Annotated in this window: 21 protein-coding genes; 14 read left to right on the forward strand and 7 right to left on the reverse strand. The window is 43.2% G+C overall.

Annotated features, from left to right (window positions below; translation table 11 throughout):
* Positions 1-50: 50 nt before the first annotated feature.
* From HC965_RS13700 to HC965_RS13715, 4 genes are all read right to left on the reverse strand, one after another.
* Positions 51-1,055 (reverse strand): beta-ketoacyl-ACP synthase III, encoded by a 1,005-nt coding sequence (locus HC965_RS13700; RefSeq protein WP_191031975.1) that lies wholly within the window; start codon positions 1,053-1,055, stop codon positions 51-53.
* A 310-nt stretch (positions 1,056-1,365) separates the two neighbouring features.
* Positions 1,366-1,824, reverse strand: a complete 459-nt coding sequence (locus tag HC965_RS13705) for an N-acetylmuramoyl-L-alanine amidase (protein ID WP_191031976.1) — start codon at positions 1,822-1,824, stop codon at positions 1,366-1,368.
* Positions 1,825-1,849: 25 nt separating this feature from the next.
* Positions 1,850-1,951: a smalltalk protein gene (locus HC965_RS13710; RefSeq protein ID WP_191031977.1), complete on the reverse strand. Its 102-nt coding sequence runs from the start codon at positions 1,949-1,951 to the stop codon at positions 1,850-1,852.
* 78 nt (positions 1,952-2,029) lie between these two features.
* Complete coding sequence (locus HC965_RS13715) at positions 2,030-2,512, reverse strand: HU family DNA-binding protein (protein WP_191031978.1); 483 nt, start codon at positions 2,510-2,512, stop codon at positions 2,030-2,032.
* Positions 2,513-2,729: 217 nt separating this feature from the next.
* Here HC965_RS13715 and HC965_RS13720 point away from each other — a divergent pair, with 217 nt between their 5' ends.
* Entirely contained in the window at positions 2,730-2,993 is a 264-nt protein-coding gene (locus HC965_RS13720) for a DUF4248 domain-containing protein (RefSeq protein WP_191031979.1), read from the forward strand.
* A gap of 216 nt (positions 2,994-3,209) precedes the next feature.
* On the opposite strand, the gene dnaB is transcribed toward HC965_RS13720, so the two are convergent.
* The gene (dnaB, locus tag HC965_RS13725; RefSeq protein WP_191031980.1) at positions 3,210-4,589 is read right to left on the reverse strand and encodes a replicative DNA helicase; all 1,380 of its coding nucleotides are present in this window, start codon (positions 4,587-4,589) and stop codon (positions 3,210-3,212) included.
* Positions 4,590-4,597: 8 nt separating this feature from the next.
* The gene (locus HC965_RS13730; protein WP_191031981.1) at positions 4,598-5,215 is read right to left on the reverse strand and encodes a hypothetical protein; all 618 of its coding nucleotides are present in this window, start codon (positions 5,213-5,215) and stop codon (positions 4,598-4,600) included.
* Between the two features lie 452 nt (positions 5,216-5,667).
* Between HC965_RS13730 and HC965_RS13735 the strand changes: the two genes are divergently transcribed.
* The 13 genes from HC965_RS13735 to HC965_RS13795 all read left to right on the forward strand — a co-directional run bounded on the left by HC965_RS13735 (position 5,668) and on the right by HC965_RS13795 (position 21,035).
* Positions 5,668-6,090, forward strand: a complete 423-nt coding sequence (locus HC965_RS13735; protein ID WP_191032023.1) for a hypothetical protein — start codon at positions 5,668-5,670, stop codon at positions 6,088-6,090.
* 96 nt (positions 6,091-6,186) lie between these two features.
* Positions 6,187-6,594 (forward strand): hypothetical protein, encoded by a 408-nt coding sequence (locus tag HC965_RS13740; protein WP_191031982.1) that lies wholly within the window; start codon positions 6,187-6,189, stop codon positions 6,592-6,594.
* Between the two features lie 3 nt (positions 6,595-6,597).
* Positions 6,598-7,902 carry a DUF3440 domain-containing protein gene (locus HC965_RS13745; protein WP_191031983.1) on the forward strand — a complete coding sequence of 435 codons (1,305 nt, stop codon included), beginning with the start codon at positions 6,598-6,600 and terminating at the stop codon, positions 7,900-7,902.
* Positions 7,899-8,441 carry a ParB/RepB/Spo0J family partition protein gene (locus tag HC965_RS13750; protein WP_191031984.1) on the forward strand — a complete coding sequence of 181 codons (543 nt, stop codon included), beginning with the start codon at positions 7,899-7,901 and terminating at the stop codon, positions 8,439-8,441. Before HC965_RS13745 ends, HC965_RS13750 begins: the two co-directional genes overlap by 4 nt.
* 463 nt (positions 8,442-8,904) lie before the next feature.
* Positions 8,905-9,567: a hypothetical protein gene (locus tag HC965_RS13755; RefSeq protein ID WP_191031985.1), complete on the forward strand. Its 663-nt coding sequence runs from the start codon at positions 8,905-8,907 to the stop codon at positions 9,565-9,567.
* Positions 9,560-9,862 (forward strand): hypothetical protein, encoded by a 303-nt coding sequence (locus HC965_RS26860; protein ID WP_366936663.1) that lies wholly within the window; start codon positions 9,560-9,562, stop codon positions 9,860-9,862. Before HC965_RS13755 ends, HC965_RS26860 begins: the two co-directional genes overlap by 8 nt.
* Positions 9,863-9,884: 22 nt before the next feature.
* On the forward strand, positions 9,885-10,457 hold the full coding sequence (locus HC965_RS13765) for a DUF3575 domain-containing protein (RefSeq protein WP_191031987.1): 573 nt from the start codon (positions 9,885-9,887) through the stop codon (positions 10,455-10,457).
* Positions 10,458-10,464: 7 nt separating this feature from the next.
* A complete protein-coding gene (locus HC965_RS13770) occupies positions 10,465-11,976 on the forward strand; it encodes a DUF3868 domain-containing protein (protein WP_191031988.1) in 1,512 nt (503 codons plus the stop codon).
* Positions 11,977-12,029: 53 nt separating this feature from the next.
* Positions 12,030-13,724, forward strand: a complete 1,695-nt coding sequence (locus tag HC965_RS13775; RefSeq protein ID WP_191031989.1) for an Mfa1 family fimbria major subunit — start codon at positions 12,030-12,032, stop codon at positions 13,722-13,724.
* Between the two features lie 276 nt (positions 13,725-14,000).
* Positions 14,001-14,999, forward strand: a complete 999-nt coding sequence (locus HC965_RS13780) for a FimB/Mfa2 family fimbrial subunit (protein ID WP_191031990.1) — start codon at positions 14,001-14,003, stop codon at positions 14,997-14,999.
* 2 nt (positions 15,000-15,001) lie between these two features.
* The gene (locus HC965_RS13785) at positions 15,002-16,114 is read left to right on the forward strand and encodes a hypothetical protein (protein WP_191031991.1); all 1,113 of its coding nucleotides are present in this window, start codon (positions 15,002-15,004) and stop codon (positions 16,112-16,114) included.
* Between the two features lie 41 nt (positions 16,115-16,155).
* The gene (locus HC965_RS13790; protein WP_191031992.1) at positions 16,156-17,763 is read left to right on the forward strand and encodes a fimbrillin family protein; all 1,608 of its coding nucleotides are present in this window, start codon (positions 16,156-16,158) and stop codon (positions 17,761-17,763) included.
* Positions 17,764-17,807: 44 nt separating this feature from the next.
* Complete coding sequence (locus HC965_RS13795) at positions 17,808-21,035, forward strand: hypothetical protein (protein WP_191031993.1); 3,228 nt, start codon at positions 17,808-17,810, stop codon at positions 21,033-21,035.
* Between the two features lie 115 nt (positions 21,036-21,150).
* Here HC965_RS13795 and HC965_RS13800 read toward each other — a convergent pair whose 3' ends face one another.
* Positions 21,151-22,110 (reverse strand): hypothetical protein, encoded by a 960-nt coding sequence (locus HC965_RS13800; protein ID WP_191031994.1) that lies wholly within the window; start codon positions 22,108-22,110, stop codon positions 21,151-21,153.
* Positions 22,111-22,278 lie beyond the last annotated feature (168 nt).

Below are 22,278 nucleotides of genomic sequence, written 5' to 3' on the forward strand. Positions count from 1 at the left end.
TTCTTAATGAGTCAGAGGATTTTATTTTTATGCTGAATGTACTTGTTTTTTTATTCTTTCTTGCCATCATATCCCCACTTCAGATAAATAGCTCCCCAGGCAAATCCGGCTCCGAATGCTGTAAGAATCAGATTGTCTCCTTTCTTTAGTTTATCTTCAAAATCCCAGATGCAAAGCGGAAGTGTTCCTGCACTTGTGTTCCCGTAGCGTTCAATATTAACCATCACTTTTTCTGATGGAATTTCCAGGCGTTGGGTTACGGCAGTGATAATACGTTGGTTGGCTTGATGAGGAATCACCCAGTCGATATCCTCCTTGCTTAAATGATTTCTTTCGATAACAGCTTCACAGGCACTAGCCATATTGGCTACCGCATACTTATATACGGTACGTCCTTCCTGATAGATATAGTGCATTTGATTATCCAATGTATAATAAGAAGAGGGGCAAACAGAACCACCGGCTTTTATATGTAAGAAAGGCAATCCTTTGCCATCTGTCCTTAATACGGCATCCATGATACCTAAGTCTTCAGTCGTAGGCTCCAACATAACGGCCGCTCCACCGTCACCCAAAATCGGGCAAGTCGCACGGTCTGTATAATTGATGATGGACGACATCTTTTCAGCTCCTACAACTATAATCTTCTTGTAATTTCCCGAACGAATGAAATTCGCTCCCGTTTCCAATGCATATAAGAAACCGCTGCACACGGCTTGAATATCAAATGCGAAAGCATTTTTTAATCCTACCCTTTCACATAGAATAGCCGCAGTGGAAGGAAGACGATAGTCAGGTGTAGTAGTAGCGACAATTATCAGGTCAACATCTTCCGGATTAGTTTTTGTACGCTGAATCAATTGTTTCACAGCTTTGCGCGCTATGTATGAAGTTCCGAGTCCTTCCCCTTTCAAGATATGCCTTTCCTTGATTCCGATGCGTCCCATAATCCATTCGTCAGTGGTATCAACCATCTTAGAAATCTCATCATTAGTCAAGATATAATCGGGCACATATCCCCCAACTCCTGTAATTACTGCGTTTATTTTCTCCATCGGTTCTATTTTATTTAGCTAGTTTTTGAATAAGGCGGTTAATACCAAATGATAAATGCGGGCGCAAATATATGGAAAAGAGATTGAAATACAATAAACGGTTGGTAAGCAGTTGCCTTTTTAATTAATAAAAAGGAATATTAGACCAAATTTTGCCAAAATATTTGGTCACATTTTTTTATTTGACCGCTAAAATAGCATATAATGAGTTTCTCGTGTCTTGCTGCCTTTTTCTTGAGTATTCTATATAAAGAGTAAAGGCGGTCATAACTCACGACCGCCTTTTCTCTTAGATTCCGCCTAAAACCTCTTACAAGTCCGAATATTCAGAGCGTGCATCATAGCAAGGACAAGATTTATGCACATCCGCACTCAATTGATAATGCCCTACAATCTTAGCCTCGGGATAGAGTCCTTTCAACTCGCTCAATACCCGCCGAAGCGTCTCTTTTTGCAAATATGTCCTCGTATCAGCCGGCTTTCCCAGTTCATCCAATCCACCTTCATAACAAATACCTAAACTATGCAGATTGAATCCCAGCGCATGCGCTCCGATTTCACTCATCGGGCGGGTATGGTGCAACACACCATCTTTCGTCACATAGAAATGATACCCGATACATTTGAATCCCCGTTTTAAATGGCATTGGAGCAACTGCTCTTCCGTGAAAGGAATATTTACCCGTGTGGCACTGCAATGTACAACAATGTACTGGATGCTCCGTGGCACATATTCCTCTTTCAATGAAAATTCTTTCAACTCTTTCATGATGATACTATCAATATTCGTACGTTTAGATATGAGCTACACAAGATGTTGCGCCCAAGGCGGACACGATTGAAGTGGCTACTGTGATAAAGATCTGCAAGATTTGTTTCCAAATAGATTTTTTCATGACTTTGTACTTTTAAATTTTAATAATTGTAATGATGAATGATAAATAAAAATAGACTTAATACCTTGTTGCAATCAATTATGCAGCCGGATCCGGTGTTTCTCCGCCGTTTCCATCATCCGGGTTCGGGTCGGGAGTATGAGTATCATCATCGCTGCCTTCCTCTTTTCCCGGTTTAATCAAGGTATACTTCATCGCCTTACACATATCCATGAGCATACTTCCCGGACGAAAACGGACACGCGATATCTTGATACAGGTGGCTGCCTTAAACTTATCTGCCGTTTCGGTCGCATTGCCGGTGGCAATCGTTACACGGAAGCTTCCCATATCACCCAAAAGAACAATATTGCCCAGCGATAACTGATTCTTCATTTCCAACAAAAACTCGGTAATACAGCCTTTCAACTCACCGATGGAATACGAAGAACGCTCTGAGATTCGACTGATTATCTCGTCCGTATCTACCCTGCGATTACTACGAGCCATCGCATAAAACTTAGCCGGTTCCTGTGGCTTCAACGGATTCTTGCGCTCCACCACTACATACTTCTGTGCCATAATTCTTTCTTTTAAAAATGAATACTTAATACTTGAAACTTAATACTTAAAACCATATTCCTGTAATCGATTACACTGCAAAGATACCACATCATAATAGGCGAATGAACGTCATTGAACGATGCTGAACGATGGTTATTATTTTTGACTATACACTTGCCTGAATACAGAAAAAAGGCTACCTTTATACCATTAATAATAGAATAATCCGGATAAAATGGAAGAAGTTAGATTTTGTGTGAGATGCTATGATAAGATAGAGTTAGCAAAGATGTATTTTCCCCAATTGAGTGACCCTGTATCCGTAGCAAAACTTCGCCGCTGGATGCGTAACTGCATGCCTTTGATGGAGGAACTGATGGAGGGAGATTTTCATCCGAAACTGAAAATGTTCAGCGCACGGGAAGTTCGATTGATTGTACGCTACTTGGGAGAGCCGGACGGCTATGTTCTTCTGCATGAACATACCTCCGTAAGATGATTGTACCATTAAATTAAAATGACCGCATCTTTAAGTTGAAACGACTGTACTTTTAAGTTGAAGCGACCGCTCCTTTGAATAGAAAAGAGCGGTCGCTTTACTGTAAAGATACGGTCGATTGTATAAAAAAGACCGCTCAACTGCTTCCAATCGAGCGGTCGATTAGAAGTAATCAAGCAGTCAATAGAAACCAATCGACCGGTCAATAGAAACCTATCAAGCCGTCGTATTCTTTTTCATCCATTCTATTCCGGGCACGTAGTCTTCCAGTTTCGTCATGCTCGGGTCATGTCTGAAATAAAGTTCGCCGGTTGAACCGTTACGATGCTTGGCAATACCTATTACTCCTAATCCTTCGGTGGGGTAGGTGCTCTTGCGGTCTGTGGCACGTCCGGACAGGGCAGGACGTGAAAGCATCAGTACCAAGTCCGCATCCTGTTCGATAGCTCCACTCTCACGCAGGTCGCTCAGGCTGGGGCGGTTGTCAGGATGCCCCTCCACGTTACGGTTCAACTGGCTGAGCAATATCACAGGAATATTCAACTCTTTAGCCAACATTTTAGCTTTGCGGCTGGCCTGAGCTACTTCCTGCTCGCGGTTGCGGTTGTTCTGGTCACTTTTCATATCACACAGTTGCAAGTAGTCGATGATGATACCGTCACATTGACCTTTGCTTCGTAGCAGTTTCGCGGAAGAACGGACGTAGTCCATGCTTACTGACGGATTATCGTCGATGTGGATGGGCAGGCGGGACAGTTCTATGGATGCAGCATGTATCTGCTGTTGTTCATCAGGAGTAAGTTGTCCGCTGCGAAGGTGGTCGGGGTTCACCCCGCTGGTGGCAGCCAGTAACCAACGGTCACCCAAACGCTCACCCTGCATTTCAAGACTGTACACAGCGATATGATACCCGGCAGAAGCGGCGGCACGAGCCAGATGCAGGGCGAATGCCGTTTTACCTACCGCGGGACGGGCGGCGATGACTATTTCGTCAGCAGGTTGCCAGCCACACGTCATGAGGTCAAGATCGGCAAATCCGGTGGGTAGCCCCGTGATACCGTTCTTGTTGGAGGCGATGCGGACTTCTATCAGTTTGACGGTATCCTCCATAAGCTGCAACATGGAACGAAGATGTTCCGAATTTCCACATTCTTTCTCCAACCGGTCGAGCAGCGTATGGGCGTCTGCCAATGTATCGTCGATGTCCGTTGTTTCGTCGGCTGCCAGTGCCAGGAGTTTGTGAAATCCCAAAATGGCTTCACGGCGGATATACTTCTGTTTAAGAATCCGGGCATGAAATTCCAAATGGGCACTGGACACTACACGGCTGCTGATGCGTACCAATGTATAAAGCCCGCCTATGAACTCAAGCTTGCCACGCCGGGCAAGTTCCTCTTTTACGGTCATGATGTCTATTGCCTGTCCGGCACGGTACATGCTTTGCAAGGCGGAATAAATCTCGTTGTTCGTTTCAGTGTAAAACGCTTCCGGTCGCAATATGTCGGCAACCAGTGTGATGGCTTTGCTTTCCAGCAGGCAGGCGCCGAGCACGATTTCCTCGAGCTCAGCATCCTGCGGGTTGATTATTTCATTCATTTCTTTTTCTAATAATCATATTCGTTCATAAACGCTTTGTCAGACAGGTACGTACTTGCTTGCATGCAGTATTTCGTATCCGGCAGGTTATCATAATACTCCTCAATATTCTTCAGGCTGAGACTTCGTTCGTGGGCGGACAGCTTCTTCCACTCCCGACGTGCCCGCCCGATATTGATTTTTGGCTTTTGGGTTACTTCATGATATTTTTCCCAAAATACCTCGAAAGTAATCCCGCCCGCTCCTTCGCGGGCGTCCTCACGGCGTTTCTGCCCTACCAACATATCGTAGTCGGGGATACGTATGTGAGTAATGTATGGATTGACCACTCTCTCGATAATACCTTCTTCGTACATCTTGTTAAAGAAATACCGGGTGCGGCTGCGTTTCCAACCGAACAATTTAGCCCAGTGATCCATAGAGATTACCGATTCACCGCGGCAACATTTGAACGTGTGATGGTTGACACAACACTCTGTCGTGCTGTAATTGACGTGTGTTAATACCAGGATAAAGGCATCGAAACTTCCCGTTGCGCCTTTAGTCGCTTTCATCTGCTCCTCGAATAATACTTTAGGGAAGAGGAGATATCCCTTTTTTAGCATTCCTGCTGCTAATTTACTCATGATTTTTTAAAATTTATAAATAGAATATGAAAGCATTCCGGCTGTTTGGCATGTACATTTTTCGAACCTCCTGCGCCGACCACTTTCGTCCTTTCTCAAACGTCCTGTTACAAGGGGGAAATGGCATTTGCCATGATGCGTTTTGGCCACCCCTTAGTCCATTAATATATATAATAAAAAAAGAATGTATTAAAATACATTATATCATTTCCTCCATTCATGGTTCACGATGTTTAATTCTCCGCAAAAATATAGCTTGTTTCACAGGCCGGAAAAACAGACTTTTTGATACTGGTAATTTAAAAGTGTTATAAGTCTGAATATTTTTAATTAAAAATCTAATTATTTAAACAATCTTCTCTATATTTGCATCCGGTAAAAGATTTCATATGGCGATTTGATCGACTGCCTGACAGGAATACCGAAGTATTTATGTATAACTAAAATTTGGAATATTGGAAGAAAAAGAGGTGTTGAAGGAACATTTACAACGTAAACGCGAACAACATATTCATCAGAAAGAGAAATTAGAACAGATGAAGTGTACAATACAAAACACAGAAGAGGAAATAGAACAATTGGAATATGCCCTTAGTGAGATGGAGCATATGGAGAATACGGAGCGTGCGCCGCGGATTGTTCCCAATGACAAGGTGAAGGAGGCTTTTGCATATTTCTGCCGGGTGTTTGATTATCTACAGCATCGTTTGAGGCTGTCTTTTCACTATAGGCTGGTATGTGAAATTCTGTTCTCCCGTTATAAGTTCCGGAGTCGGTCACATATTCCCGGACGGGAGTATCTCAGTTTTGCCACTGTGCTGACCTACTTTAAACGTGAAAGAGTAATGGTGAATGCAGGACATTTAGAATATTAAATATAAAGATAATAACATGAAAAACAAATGTTTTAGGAATAGAAATGACTGATTTGATATTTTTTCCTTATTTTTGTATGTCCATTTTTGAATGATATGATACAGATAATACAATTAAAAGGAAAAGACAAACACTTGTATCGGCTTTTGGCACCGATGGTTATGGATCCTGAAGTAATACGCGCCAACAATAATTACCCTTTCAAGACAAGCGAGGAGTATGTGTGGTTCATTGCGATAAAAGATAAGGAAGTGATGGGCTTCGTTCCGGTAGAACAAAAAAGCCGGAAGAAAGCTGTAATCAATAATTATTATGTAAAGTCGGAAGGAACTGAACGGGAGGAAATTCTCTCACAGCTATTGCCGGCTATCATTGCGGAATTTGATTCCGGGAGCTGGTTACTAAATTCGGTCACACTGATACAAGACAAAGAAACGTTTGAGAAGTTTGAATTTATATCCATGGATAAGAAGTGGACGCGGTATGTTAAAATGTATAAATGATTTATGGGGAAAAAGAAAATAGCAGGAACGAAGAATGTATATGAACTGGCACAAGAGCGACTGAAAGTTATATTTAACGAGTTTGATAATATCTATGTATCTTTTTCCGGTGGTAAGGATAGCGGGGTACTGTTGAGTATGTGTATCGACTATATCCGGAAGAACAATTTAAAGATACGTCTCGGCGTCTTTCATATGGACTACGAGATTCAGTATAAGATGACCATTGATTATGTAGACCGGATACTGGAAGCCAATAAGGATATTCTGGATGTATACCGGGTGTGTATCCCGTTTCGCGTAGCTACATGTACGTCTATGTACCAATCATTCTGGCGTCCCTGGGAAGATAGTAAGAAGAATATATGGGTGCGCTCCATGCCCAAAAAGGCAATGACCAAAGACGACTTTCCTTTTTATAACACAACGATGTGGGATTATGAATTTCAGATGCGTTTTGCGCAATGGATACATAATAAGAATGACGCAGTGCGCACTTGCTGTCTGATCGGAATCCGTACACAGGAAAGTTTCAACCGGTGGCGGTGTATCTATATGAGCCGCAAATTCCAGATGTATCATAAGTACAAGTGGACGTCGAAGGTAGGAAATGACATTTATAATGCCTATCCCATCTACGACTGGAAGACGACGGACGTATGGACTGCCAACGGGAAATTCCAATGGGATTATAATACGTTGTATGATCTTTACTATCGCGCCGGAGTGAATCTGGAACGGCAGCGTGTGGCAAGTCCTTTTATCAATGAGGCACAGGAGAGTCTCCAGCTCTACCGGGTGCTCGACCCCAATACATGGGGCAAGATGATAGGACGGGTGAATGGTGTCAATTTTACCGGAATGTACGGCGGTACTCATGCCATGGGGTGGCAATCGGTGAAACTTCCCGAAGGATATACGTGGCGTGAGTTTATGTACTTCCTGCTGTCCAGCCTACCGGAACGGGCACGGAAGAATTATCTCCGCAAACTGTCGGTAAGCGTAAACTTCTGGCGGACGAAAGGTGGCTGCCTGAGTGACTCTACTATCAAAAAACTGATTGATGCCAAGGTGCCGATTATCGTGATGGATAACAGCAATTATAAAACGCTGAAGAAGCCGGTGCGCATGGAATATCAGGATGATATTGATATACCGGAGTTCAGGGAGATACCTACCTATAAGCGGATGTGTATCTGTATCATCAAGAACGATCATGCCTGCAAGTATATGGGATTCTCGCCGACAAAGGAAGAGATGAGTAAAAGAAGTCAAATTATGGAACAATATAGAATCATAGTGTCATGAGTGTAGATAAAAGCCCTGTTTACGAGGTAAAGGCGGTACCTATAGAGAAAGTATTTGCAAACGACTATAATCCGAATGTCGTTGCGCCGCCCGAAATGAAATTGCTTGAACTGTCTATCTGGGAAGATGGCTTTACGATGCCATGTGTGTGTTATTATGATAAGGATGCCGACCGCTATATTCTGGTGGATGGTTATCACCGATATACGGTGCTGAAAACGTCGAAGCGCATCTATAACCGTGAAAACGGACTGCTTCCGATTGTGGTGATAGACAAGGATTTGTCCAATCGTATGAGTTCAACGATACGGCACAATCGCGCCCGTGGGATGCACAACATCGAATTGATGTGCAATATTGTTGCGGAACTCGACAAAGCAGGTATGTCCGACCAGTGGATTATGAAAAATATTGGTATGGATCGCGATGAACTGCTGCGCCTGAAACAGATTTCAGGGCTGGCGGATCTCTTTGCTAACCGGGAATTCAGTATTCCTGATGAAGTGGCGCCCACAGAAACAGAGCGCAAAGTGTTATAAACTGATAGCTATATATATACAGTATTCAGACATTTAACCATTTAGGCACAGAATATACAAGTTTTTGATGTATTTCTTGTAGAAATTAATCTTTTATCTTGTCATTTCTGTGCCTAAATTGTGTCTAAATGACACGAAAATCTATTAGTATATTCATTATCTGAAGTTTCGGTGCACGAAACTGGAAAAAAATAATTTGTGCGAATATCGCAAATATATTTCTATTTCACCATTCTTGTTGTGTATTTCACAACCTTCCCATCCGTAAATCGCATTAATAGTCCTTTTTAAAGAATCTGATTATCAGTATCAGAAATGAATACAATTCTGTATCTCCTTTAATATTCCGAAATTTGCAATATGAGATTTGGACAAAAATAATGTCCCCAGAGAGAAAAGAGAAAAAGAGAAAAGAAATAAGGAGAAAAGTACGAAAAGTACAAGAGTGGTGTTTAGAAAGGTAATGAGAGAAATTAAGAGAAATATAACCAATTTTTTCTATTTGATTCTTCTGCTGATTGTGACCGGTTGCGAGCACGATGTAAGTGTTACAGCCCAACAAAATGAGGAAGAGCCATCTAACGAAAAAGAAAAGGTAAAAATCGAAATTTTTACCCGGGCTAACTCTTACTCTCTACCATCGACAAGAGCTGCGGAAGATGAGGTCGGTAGAACTCCATGGGTACTAGTCTTTAAAGGACAGGGAGCCGGAGCTACATTTATAGAAGCAGCACAGGCTTTCGAGATGGTAAGTAAAAGATATGTGTTGTTGACAGAGCAGACCGATGGCAGCAAGTACCAGTTGCTGATTCTTGCCAATCCGACAGATAAATTCTATTACGGAGATAATTCTACAGAGTGTGATTTTAATGAGTCCGGCTTTCTGTCCAAATTAACTCCTGGAGTGACAACTTACGGGGATGCCTGTGCCAGATTGTTCACCCAACCTTTAAGCAGCCTTCCGCTCAATATTCTACCTTATAGTGGTGCCCAAGAGACTATTCCGATGAGTTACTTAAAAGAATGCGTATATAACATTAAAACTTGGAAATTTGGAGAAAAAAGTTCATATCAGACAACGAAGTGCCATTCCCACAGGAGGGAGTACACTAAAATTTATGCCTGATGCTAATACAGATCCGTCAGGAAACGAAGTAAGCTATTTCTGTCTTACGGGACAGGTGGAAGAAGGCGATGACAGTCCAAAAGACTGGATTCGATTATATTCCTCAGCAATGCCCGATACGCATACAGGAGAAGAGCGGGTAATCGTTGAAGACGGAAAAATATATATAAAGGTGTTGCCTAATGCGACATCGAAAAAAAGAAATGGTATTGTGCATCTGACTACTGTTGCTTCGCCTAACGGTGTTAGCGTGAACGCAGTGCAGCGCATAAAATTAGATATTACTCAAGAGTAGTAAAACAGTAAATGTGATATAAATGAAGAAAGTTACTATACTCATATTATTCATGCTTGGATGTATCATCTCCGAGAGTAAGGCTCAGAAAGTTGCGCTTAAAAGCAATCTGCTGTATGATGCTACTACTACCATGAATCTGGGGTTGGAATTTGGATTAGCGCGTAAGTGGACACTGGATGTTCCGGTCAACTATAATCCTTGGAAACCTTCTGACGGAAAGAGATTGCGTCATTGGGGGATACAGCCCGAAGTTCGCTATTGGTTTTGTGAGCGTTTCCGCCGTACGTTTATCGGACTGCACGGACATTATGCGGATTTCAATGTAGGCGGATGGCCCGACTGGTCTTTTATCAGTGATAATATGCAGAACACGCGTTATCAGGGACACTTGTACGGCGGCGGTTTTTCCGTGGGACATTCATGGATCTTGAAAAAGCGTTGGAGTATAGAAGCTTCGGTCGGAGTGGGATATGCACACATTGTATATGAAAAATATCCTTGTGCCACCTGTGGTACGAAACTAAAGGATACTAGTAAAAACTACTTCGGGCCTACCAAGGCAAGTGTGTCACTTATTTATGTAATTAAATAAAATGAGTATGATAAAAAGAAATATAGGTTTCATCGTATGTATATGGGTGGCTTGCGTCCTGAATATAAGTAGTGCTGTGGCTCAGTCACGCTCTTATGAAGGCAGCATAACCGTGAAGCCGGTACAACTGGAGCAGAAAGGAAATTTTCTTCATATCGATATAGACTTTTATTTGAATAATGTGAAAGTTAAGTCGGCTCGTGGAGTGGACTTTATTCCCCGCCTGGCAGCTCCCGGACGTAATCAGAATCTTCCGAAGGTATCTATCAAAGGACGTGATGAATATCTGGCTTATGAGCGTGAAGTTGCGGTGATGAGCGCCAAAGAGAAGAGGTCTTATGAAAAGCCTTATGTGGTAGAAAAAGGAAATAAACTGAGAAATGATACGATTCATTATAGATATGTACTGCGTTATGAGTCTTGGATGGCAGATGCACGTCTGGATGTTCAGCGTGACGAGTGCGGCTGTGGCGAAACGGCATTGATGGAGGTAGAAGAGTTTGATAAGGTGACGTTGGAGCGTATTCTGGTACCGTATGTGGTGATGCCACAAATGGCTTATCTACAACCGAAGGCTGAAGAAATCAAACAACGGGATATACAGGCGGAATGTTTCCTTGATTTCGTAGTGAATAAGGTGGATATACGTCCCGATTACATGAATAATCCCCAGGAATTGGCTAAGATTCGTAAGATGATTGATGAATTGAAGTCTGATCCAAGCGTAAAGGTGAATCGACTGGATATCATCGGTTATGCTTCACCAGAGGGAACATTAGCAACGAATAAGCGCCTGTCAGAAGGTCGTGCTATGGCACTTCGGGAATATCTGGCATCCAAATATGATTTCTCGAGAAACCAATACTCTATCATCTTTGGTGGTGAAAATTGGGAAGGTTTGGAGAAAGCGCTCGAAACAATCGAGATGGAGTATAAGAACGAGGTGCTGGACATCATCAGGAATATACCTATTGAAAAAGGAAGAGAAACTAAGTTGATGCAACTACGTGGGGGAGAACCTTACCGATACTTGCTGAAATATATTTTCCCAAGTCTCCGTGTGGCTATCTGCAAAGTGAATTATGAGATTAAGAATTTTAATGTAGATGAAGCAAAGGAGATAATAAAGAGTCGTCCGCAGAATCTGAGTTTGAATGAAATGTTCCTGGTAGCTAATACCTACCAAGCAGGTTCACAAGAGTTCATTGATATTTTCGAAACGGCTGTACGAATGTATCCTCAGGATGAGGTTGCGAATATAAATGCTGCCACTGCTGCCTTATCACGTAAGGATTTGACTTCAGCAGAGCGCTATCTGGGCATGGTACACTCGAAAAAAGATGTACCGGAATATAATAATGCTATGGGAATATTAATGTTAATGAAAGGAGATTATGAATTGTCGAAGAAGTATTTGAAGATTGCAGAGCAGTCAGGTCTGGATGCGGCTAGGAGCAATCTGGAAGAATTAGCCAGGAAGAAGGCTAATGCTGCTGAAATGAGAAAGGATGGTAAGTAAGGCTTACTGATTAAGTGGGAAATTATATATATTAATTCTAATTTTTTTGTATTATGCTAAAGATTAAATCAATTTTAGTATCGCTGTTGGCCATTGTGGCATTGGCAAGTTGTTCAAATGAGAATGATGAAAACCCCGGGGTTGATGGGGGGGTAGGTTATGATGTAGCCTACATATCAATCAGTGTGACTAATCCAAAAGTACCAGGTTCACGTGCTTCTGGCGAACAGGAGGCTTTGCCGGCGGAAAGTGCGGTTAAAGAGCTTTATGTGATTACGTTCAATGCGGGTAAGGTGGTGACTAAGGATGCAGATGCAACTAAGTATGCTACGGTATTGGGAACAGGTTCTTTCGGGACAAATAGTGGAATTACGACTCCGAATACTCCGATTAAGGTGGGTACGGATACTAAGTATCTGCTTGTTGTTGCTAATCCGGGTGCTCAATTAAAGGGACGTCTGGATGCTATTGCAGCAGGTGCAACATATGCCACCATCAATGCAATGATTACAGTTCCTACAGATAACGCGAAGCTCAACAATGCTTATCTGGTAGATGAGGTTGTGCACTCCAATGGTTGTGCAATGATTAATGTCGGATTCTACGATGAATCCAATTTAGAATGGGAAGATGAATGTCTGCTCGATGTAGCGGACAAGATTATTTTGGCCAAAGACTATAAAACAGACGCGCAAGCTCAGAATGCGGCGAAAAGTAATCCGGCTACTCTTGAGATAGAACGCCTTGCTGCAAAGTTGGAGGTTATGATTGACGGTTCATTGGCAGTCGGACCCTTTGAAGATGGAACAAACGCAAGCCTTGGACAGTTTGATTTTGGAAATTGGGCAATAGACTATTACAACTCTCTGTTGTTTCCTTTTGCAAAAAAGACTACCACAGCGTCGTCTCATACTACCGGATTCTATAAAAGTAACTTCTATACAGTCGACCCGAACTTTACGACTGCGGGTGGAACCGAATATCTTGCAGGCATTGTTAAGAATAAACTTAATACTGATCGCGAACCTCTAGTAGAATGGGCTGCTAAAAGTACGACTGCGGGTGAGAATTACAAATATTGTATCGAGAATACGATGGCCGAAGGATATCAGAAGTTCGGTGCGGCTACACGTCTGGTGCTTAAGGGCAAGTATGCACCTTGGAAGGATGATGCTGATTTTACTTTAGGAGATGACTGGTATCGTCTTCCTAACGGAACTAGCTCTGTAAACTTTAAGAATTTTGACCAGTTACTAGCTGCTTATACAACTTCTAAAGCTAAAGAAACAAACTCAGAAGCTATGACCGCTCAGGAGAAACTCTTGGTTTCGGCATGCGAACTGTTCTATAACCAGATAAAATCTGAGCTTACCACCAATGACCCGGGTGATTTTGCTTCTCTTACGCAGGCTATTATTGACGCCAACAATATTAAGAATGGCGGTGAACTGTGCAAAGAAGAAGGTTGCATCTATTGGTATCCAAAGAGTCTCAACTATTACTACTATGAGATTCGTCATGACAATGCAGCCGACTCTCACATGGAGTATGGAAAATATGGTGTAGTACGTAATAACTATTACACGCTTAATCTGACAAAGGTGAATGGTAACGGTACACCGTGGTATCCTGGTGGTGGTCCCGAAGACCCGGATGAAGAAGAAGATATCGATAAGTTGGGTGCTTATCTCCACTTTGAGATTAAAGTTGCTCCGTGGATATACTGGACTACAAATTTCGAAATTTAAATAAACTCTTTATTTTCAAAGAAAGCAGGGCAGTGCGGACTGCCTGCCCTGTACCTTTTTTAATAGATATTCCGTGCGGAACAGACCGCCGAAAAAAGTAAAAACAAGCCGGTGACAGGCTTTCCAAAAACAGCACTGAAATATACAGGCGCATCCGAGATACAATGAAATGCAATGCGCACCCCAAAAAGAGGAAATAACCGGAGGTCACTAAATCGAGATCTCTGACAATATAAAACGGCAAACCGATATGGTTGCCCCATAAAAGAAAAAGATATGTTCGGAAAAACTAAATCGCTGTTCCTTATCGTTGCTTCGATGCTGTGTATGGTTTCGTGTGACAGTATACGTGAAGACCTGCCACGGTGCGAGCTTTGGTTGGAATTTGTATTCGACTATAATATGGAATATGCGGATGCATTTAATCCTCAGGTTAAATCGGTGGATGTACTTGTGTTCGACAGCGATGATAAATTGCTCTTCATCAAAAGTGCCGAGGTTGCTGCACTGGTTGGTGGAAACCGGATGTCGTTGACCGACGAGCTCGATTTCGGAAATTATAAAGTACTGACCGTCGGAAGTCTGTCTGACAGATTCCGGCTCTCGGATAATGCTGGTAATGAACTGGCGCCGGGAACAACAACCCTCCAACAGGTCATTGTATCCCTGAAGCGGGAGACGGATGTTGTTAATTTCGAATTTCAGCATCTTTACTTCGGAGAAGTTGTGGAAGTGGATCACTTGTCGTTCAATACCAACCATAAAATTTATCCGGTGAACCTGATACGCGACACCAATCGGTTTAATCTTGCGTTAATGGGATATGAGGGAAATAAAGTGGATGATACACAATATACATTTGAAATTCAGGCGCCGGAAAATGCGGTTTATTCTTGGGAAAACGAACCCGCAGGACAAGGTCCTGTTACTTATATGCCTTACTATACAGGTCCGGGTGAAGTATCCGACGTAGTTATGTCCGCACGTCTGAACACGATGCGTTTGCTCAACAGGAACGGATGGGATTATAAGTTTATAATAAGGGATGCGAATACTGAAGATGAAGTCTGGAGCTACAATCTGATGACACTATTGAGTATTGCCCGACCGGTTGCCCGTTACGACGGAACAGAGCTTCCCTTTCAAGAGTATCTTGACAGGCAGAGTGAATGGAACCTGATATTTACAGTTGTTGAAAAACCCGGAGGAGGATTCCTTCAGATTGGTATTGTCGTGGGGACCTGGATTTATTGGCTCCACGGGATGGAAGTTTAAGAATGAGAAAGAAGCTATTATATATCATTTGTCTGGCATCCGCCATCCTTTTGTTCTCATGTAGTAGAGAAGCTGATGTGGCTTATGAGTTGCCTGCCCATACTACCCGGGCACAACTTAGCATCGACTTGGTGAACAACGGGGATGTGGAACAACAGGAGGAGATAAACTCCATGAGGTTTATCGTATTCGGTAGCACGCCCGGTGGCGTGAGACTGGATGTGAATGAACACATCCTGTTGAGTACTCCGGAGACAGCTACTGATATAGATGCGCAACTTCTCAAAGTGACTTCCAGCAATGATATCCTGGTCGTAGTAATTGCCAACGAACCGCAGAGTCTCACAAGCAAACTTGACGGTATAGCCAATCTTTTGACGTTGCAAGAGATGATTTACGATATTTCCGACATACTGAATAGTGACGGGCAGATCATCTCGACGACCGGAATGCCAATGACCGGAGTGATTCGGGATATATCCATAGCACCTGATGAAACCAAGAAAGTGCAAATGGTTATCGAACGTGCCGTAGCCCGGGTAGATATCTTTCTTGAAGCTATAGATGGTGGGGCGGTGACCGGATATACAGCCGGAAGCACCAGTGTCACCTTGCACAATTTCTCCCACGATAGCTATTTCGTGATGGGAAACGTGGGCAACGGCACACGTGATAATACTGACTCTTCAAAAAACTACGGAAAAGTGAAGGAAGACGTATCAGACAGCGATTTGTTAACGTGTAAATGGGAGGCTACGACTACAGAAACCTGGGTGTATTCATCGGCTTCCGGAGCTGAAAACCGGAAGTTGCTTTGCTCGTTCTACACTGCCGAACGCATATTCAAGTCGGATTATTCCGATCGACTGTCTATCAGTATGGCTAATGTCCCGAAAGGTCCTTCAGACGTCACCGGAATAACCGGGAAAGTAATTGAAACCGTAACGAAGGTTGATGGTACAGGCAGTTCGACGGCGCAACCTTTTACGGAGATCCGGCGGAACAACGTGTATCAGATAACGGCACGCGTAGGAAAAATAGGTATTCAGATACTGACGATAAGCGTGGAAGATTGGGGTGAAAGGCAAGACATTGATCTGGATATGGACTTGTAATATCTTTCGCTGATTGTTTTTAATTTCGGAAAAGAAGTAAGATGATAAAGACTATAAATAATATCAAGATGATTATGACAATGGCTGTCCTTTCGGCTGTCCTCTTTTCGTGTGTAAGAGAAGAGATGACTTGCGATAAGGAATTAATTGTTGTGCAACGTATCGGAGAAGGCGGTTATGTCTACACTCGTGGTGCAGTAATCTCTTCGAATACCGATTTGAAAGAAGAGACTTTCGGTCTTTACAGCTCATTGACTCCCAATGCTTCCGTTCCCCAACCATACTTCAATGCAAGCGCCACGGTTAACGCCGATCTGACAGCCACAATCTCACCGTTGCAATATTGGCCCGGATTGCTGAATGCGAGCATGAAGTTTTTCTCTTGGTATCCATATAGCGATGCGAATGCGCCTACTGCGAGTTTCACTGATCCCGGAGAAATGGTGCTGAATTATACGGCGAATGCATCCGCCGCCAATCATGTCGATGTACTGGCGGCTATATCGGGTCCTGTATGGGTCGAAGATGTGAATGTACACTTCTACCACACATTGACCAAGGTTACCTTTACATTCAAGAAAGTAGCTCCTGTACCGGATGAGGTGACTATCGAGAAAATAGAATTCCAGAATGTGGGAAAAAGCGGTAAACTTGCCATGGCTGAAATTCCAACCGCCACGACGAAAAACGGTAAACCGAAGTTTGTCTGGAGCGATGTCGCCACCGGAAAGGTCGCTTCTACTCCCACCGGTAACAAAACGGTGACCGAAGATGCCACTTTGATGGGTGATACATTCCTCATGCTGCCGACCGATGCTTTCTCCGCAACTGCCAAAATCGTTGTTACCACCAATTTTGGCGACCGGGAATTCCTGTTCAGTGATATTATCGCCAAGAACCCGCACTCTTGGGAGTCGGGCGAATACATCAACTACAATCTTACGATATCCAACGAAACCTATCAGCTTTCAGCCACCCCGCTTGAATGGACGGAAAGCCCGGTGAATGTGATTTTCGACAAACAGTATTATCTCAAATTATCGCAGACCAAGGTACAGACGGCTGGTGATGGTGTCACTGTCAATATAGAAGCGAAAACGAATTATGATGCCAATCCGGATACGGGTTATCTGCCGGGTGCGTCATTAAACAAAAGTACTATGGATACGTGGCCAACGGTTAATATGACCCAGACATCCCTTTCGGGAGGTGTATATACGTATAATATCCAGGTTGTGATGCCTGAATTTAATTCAGGAAATGGAACTAAGCGGGAAACAGGCTTTTATATCAATGCCGGTAATCTGCGACATCATGTATTATTGAGTCAGTGGGGGGAAAACGGCGAGTGGTTGACCTCGAACGTAGAATTGGACAGCAACGATAATGGAACAGGGAATATGCGACGTCGCAAGATTGTCTTTACTTCGGGCAATCCGGGAACGTGGGAGTGGAAGATAACCCAGATACAGGATCCGGATAGAATTCTGCTTAACTGTGAGACAATGGTCGAAACAAGTGGCGTGAGCGGTGATGCGGTTTATTTCTACTTCAGAGCCGATGCCGTGTCAGGTGATACGGCTACACTCACACTAACCAATACGAATGGGGATAATCTGCCAATAACGGTGACATTGACCGCACCATAATGGCGAATATGCAATATCAAAGTTTAAGGAAAGGAAATAGAAATATGCAATATAGGATTTCAATAATAAGAAAGTGCTATCTTTTGTCTGTTCTGTTGGTGACGGTATGGCTTACCGGATGCGTACAGGAAGAATTGGTGCCGACACCTTCTCCGGCAGGAAACGGTATCCGGTTTACATTAACGGTTCCCGATGTAAATCTTCCGTCCGTATCTTCGCGTACGATGACCGGAACGGGAACAGCAAAGAAAGAAGACGAAATAGAAACGGTGGATATTCTTGTTTTTGATGCGTCAAAAACACCGGCGGTATTTCTGGAATGGGCCAGTGCTACAGGAGTCACGCAGGATTTGGCTGACAATTCCACTGTGAACTTCTCTGCTGTGCTTGCTCCCACTACCGCATCTACCTGCATCATGATCGTGGCGAATAAGGAACTTGATGATATTGTGTCGGGCTTCACGAAGGGAGTGACCACCAAGGTTCAGGCAATGGAAGCGATGCTCCACACCCAGACTAGTAAATGGTTGGCAGACGGCTCGACGACTGGTGGGTATATGAGGATTCCGATGTATGGGGAGAAGGTAATAACCAAAATCGCTCCTTCGATGAATCCGATAACTGGCATAAATATGAAACGTATGCTGGCGCGTATCGATATTCATAATAACAGTGTCACTTCGAACTTCACGGTCGAAGAGGTTTACCTGGCCAATTACAATACCACCGGATACATTGCTCCGTCATGGGGCACGAACGGACAGGTTACTGAACCGGCTCCGGATAATCCGGTTCTCCCCGCAGGTAGCGGTAAAATGACGGAGGAAGGGGATGCAATCCTTTATTCCGTAAATGGCAACACACCCTACGATGGGGAGATTTATACATTTGAATCCTTGGCGGCAGAGGATGCCGGTGGTGTGGGACAAGACGGAGAAGCGAGCCGTAAGAATGCTACTTGCCTGATTGTGAAAGGAAAGATCGGTACTGGTGAATCGACATTTTACCGGGTGGATTTTACCAAAACCGGAAATATAGGAGAACAGGTGGAATATTTGCCTTTGAAGCGAAACCATAAATACATCATTACCATTACTAAGGCGTTGGGAAGCGGCTATGCAAGTTTTAGTGAGGCATTGGCATCTTATACAGTCATGTCCAACCTGAAATTCCGGCTGATACACTATGACCGTGATAAGGTCAAAGATGTAGTTTACAATGGTCAATATATGCTCGGAGTGGGTGAATCGGAGGTCGCTGTTACTCAATACCAAAATAATAGTTATGCCATAGACGTTTTTACAGACAATCCCGGAGGATGGAAGGCTACCGTTACTGCAGGGAGCGACTGGCTCAAGTTTGAAGGTGGATCCGATGAGGTATCAGGCGTTGCGAACGAGGATACCCAACTCAAACTGAAGATTCCTTATTTTAATAATGGAAATATAGGTGTTGAACGTAAGGCTACTGTTACGTTGACGGCAGGGCGCTTGACTCACAATATTGAAGTGACACAGTACACGATAGATCCGGGAATTATCAAATTTGTCGATGCATACGGAAATGTGTTGGAGAGAGGTCTTTTTTTCCCGATTAGAAATCCTGATGGAGACGAACTCCCTCTCGAGCCGCAGACGGTGTATGTCATGTTTTCCGTAGATAAGATAGAAGGTAAGCTTTATGGCACTGACGGTCTCAATATCATCCAATATAATGCCGGCGGTTTGATTCCACAATTAGATAGGACGAATGCGATACCGTTCAGTGAAAGGGTGCAGGCGTTTACCATACAGCCTAATCCGCGAAGAGTGGGCGATGGTACTGTTGAAGATGGTACAGGCTGGTGGTGGCGTTGGGACTTCCTGTTGTTCAACTTATACGATCAGGAGGGATACCTCACTCAAGTACAATTCCCCATCAACCAAGGGGAGCTGGAGTTTTCATTCCGATATATTCCCACTACAGTCAATAGTCGTACTTATAAAGTCAATCTGGGTGCGGAACAATACTTGCAATTGTTTGTCAATAACAATTGGGAAATTATGAATGTTGAGGAATTGAATATAACGAACGATGATGGCACCGGGCTGATTCGGACAGATTCGGATAATGATGTAATTATAGGCAGAAAGAATGCGGACGACAAGATGTATCTTGAGTCTGTCATAGGTTATGATGACGGCAAGGGAAATGATGTGGTTGGGCACGGATACGATTTCAGACTAAAACTTCACCCCGGCAAGTGGAAAGAGGGAAAAAGCGGAACGATAAGAATCACGTTCAGAAATGTAATGCATACCGTGGAGGATGCCGAATTCCCATTTTATCGTACGATTGACCTTCAGATGGTGTCCGAAACCAAATCTTACACAACTGTCGGGGAACCTCTTTTCTATCTTTATCCGCTTCGGTTTGATAATAGGATATATTATGTCGACCAAGGCGAATACAAGCAAAGTGTGGGACGGTTGGAGAATGTAGCCGATGCGGAGAATATCTGTAGGAATATAGGCGATGGCTGGCGTCTGCCTACTGCAAGTGAACTATTGATGTCATTTGTCTATGAAAAAGCTTTGGGTGGCAATGCGGAGGATTATAATAATCATGACAGTCAGAATATATATGGATGGTATCAAAACTGGAGCGGTAACTACTGGTCTTCATCATACTATGCGGCTAAAGGTTCTGCTACACGTTTTGAGATGGAAATGTCGGTAGGTTATCTGGCTTCCAAATCTGTTAGCGATAAGAATTATTTCCGTTGCGTAAGGAATAATGCAAATAACGGAAAGAAGTACCCTTATCTGACGGTAGAATCCTCGGGGGTCACTATTGTCTCTCGCGATGCCAGTGGAGGAACGGATCCTTCGGTATTATTTGCTTCAGGTGAAACACCGGATACAAGTAACGCAATGAATAAGGTTGCTCCTAAGTTTCAGATTGAAAATTCCAGTAGTACTGGTAAAACTTGGGGGGAAGCAAAAGCGGCATGCGAAAGCAAAGGGAATGGCTGGCGTCTGCCTACCCAGCGTGAGATGTTTTTGGTACTTAGTATGGGAGGGGCAGTTACCAACATCGAAAACCAAGGTTTCGGTAGTTCAACTACTTGGACAGGGAGCGGATTCGAGAAGATTAGCACTGTGCATTGGACATTGACTTCAGACGATAGCAACTATTGGCTGGTCGGACATAATAATGGTGAATTCGGCGCATGGCTTCAGGGAGAATCCACAACTTGGGCTTGGTACCGTTGTGTGCGCACAATAGAATAAAAGCTAAAAATAGCTGTATCAGAATGTTGTTTGTCTTCATTCTGATACAGCTTGTCTTTTACACCTCCCTTCTTTTATATCCTAAGATCTACAAAGTTTAGTATGTTTTCCTTTTTTATAGAGTATCAATAATCTCCTGTTGCTTCTGCAAGAAAGCGATGCGCTGTGCTTCTCCACTTTCCGAAATCAGGATAGAGTGCCGTTTCAATGACTGAATCCAGTTGCGTTGCATCTGACAGATATGGGGACTTTGCGAATCCATTGAATTAATAGAATATACCCGCAGCAAACTGACCTGGTAATTCTGCTTCTCAATATAACTGTAAGTAGCTTCAAAACTGATATTGGACAAGTAGAAAGAAACTTTTTTATTCTCGCTAAATTCCCCCTTAATGGATAAATGCTCTATCACAGCAAGCAGCTGAAGAAGCTCTTCCTTCAAGTGCACCACATCATCCTCGGTTATCAGTCTCAGACTCGCAAAATACTTGATCTCTTTTACAAGAGAATAAAAGATATTGGTGTCCCATATAAAAAATGTCTTTCCGCATTGCTTCATGTTTTCGCTCAATTTCTTGTGCGCATTGACTATCCGCTCATCCACATGCATTTCGGCCAGGGAGTGCGGCGTCTTTATTTCTCCGTTCTGATAAATCCATCGGCAAAGACGGAATTTCGACAGATATTCGTATGAAGAATATAGCGTGAAAGGCAGCAGGTTGGAAGCAGTATATACTTCGGTAGTACTGTCGTTTTTCACAAAATCGAATATGTTCAGATATCGTTTGATTATTTCGTAATAACTCTCTAACGCACTGGGAGCATGTAGCAAGTTCAGGTCGAAAGTGACTTTATTAGATATATGACTGCCGACAATCTGATCGATCGAGATACCCAATTTCTGAGAAAGCAGCGCTACCTCATCTATTGTAAAAGATACCTCACCCCTCAGTCTGCGATAAACAGCTTCCTTTCCCATGCACAAAATGTCAGCCAAAGTATTGGCCAGATTCATATCCTGAGGAATTCGCTCCCTCATAGTAGATATTAATTCGTTTAGAATACCATTTTTCATTGTCTGTTCCTTTAATTTTAATGTTAATAATCTCTGTGATACATTCTATGCAAAATTACGTCTTGTGCTTGAAAGATTTGTGTGGTAAAACAGAGATGAGTGTAGAGCCGTTTTTCTGATTGGGAATCAAGGTGGTGAGATGGGAACAAGGAATGAAAAAAAGTAGAT

This window comes from Bacteroides sp. GM023 (genome assembly GCF_014750685.1).
In the GTDB taxonomy this organism is placed as follows: domain Bacteria; phylum Bacteroidota; class Bacteroidia; order Bacteroidales; family Bacteroidaceae; genus Bacteroides.